Raw genomic sequence first — 306 nt, forward strand, 5'->3', positions numbered from 1 at the left:
ATAAAGTGAAACTTTAATCAGTGGGGGTTTTGTTCATCCCCCACTGATTATTAGTTGAACCAATCGGGCTTTTACGGACAGTTGATCCCCCACCTAACTTCTTTGCTTCCGCTGAATTTTGAGGTCGGGGTCTTACTGCCCGTTAATGCGGGATAAATGTTACAAAAACATTTATAATAGCTCTAACTTGCACAATGCTTCCCGTTAATATAATACGCTGATTCTGTGAAAACCGTAAATACAACCTCTACTTCTGGAAGTCCAAAATCCATTACATATGTAGTAATGGCCTTGGCAAATCGATCA

1 pseudogene is annotated in these 306 nt (G+C 39.9%); it reads right to left on the reverse strand.

What is annotated here, in order from left to right:
• Positions 1-182: 182 nt before the first annotated feature.
• Positions 183-306: pseudogene (locus tag ACQRBL_RS32770) on the reverse strand (DUF1904 family protein); the annotation flags it as partial.

It is taken from the genome of Bacillus sp. AF62 (assembly GCF_050312695.1).
Classification (GTDB): Bacteria; Bacillota; Bacilli; order Bacillales; family Bacillaceae_G; genus Bacillus_A; species Bacillus_A cereus.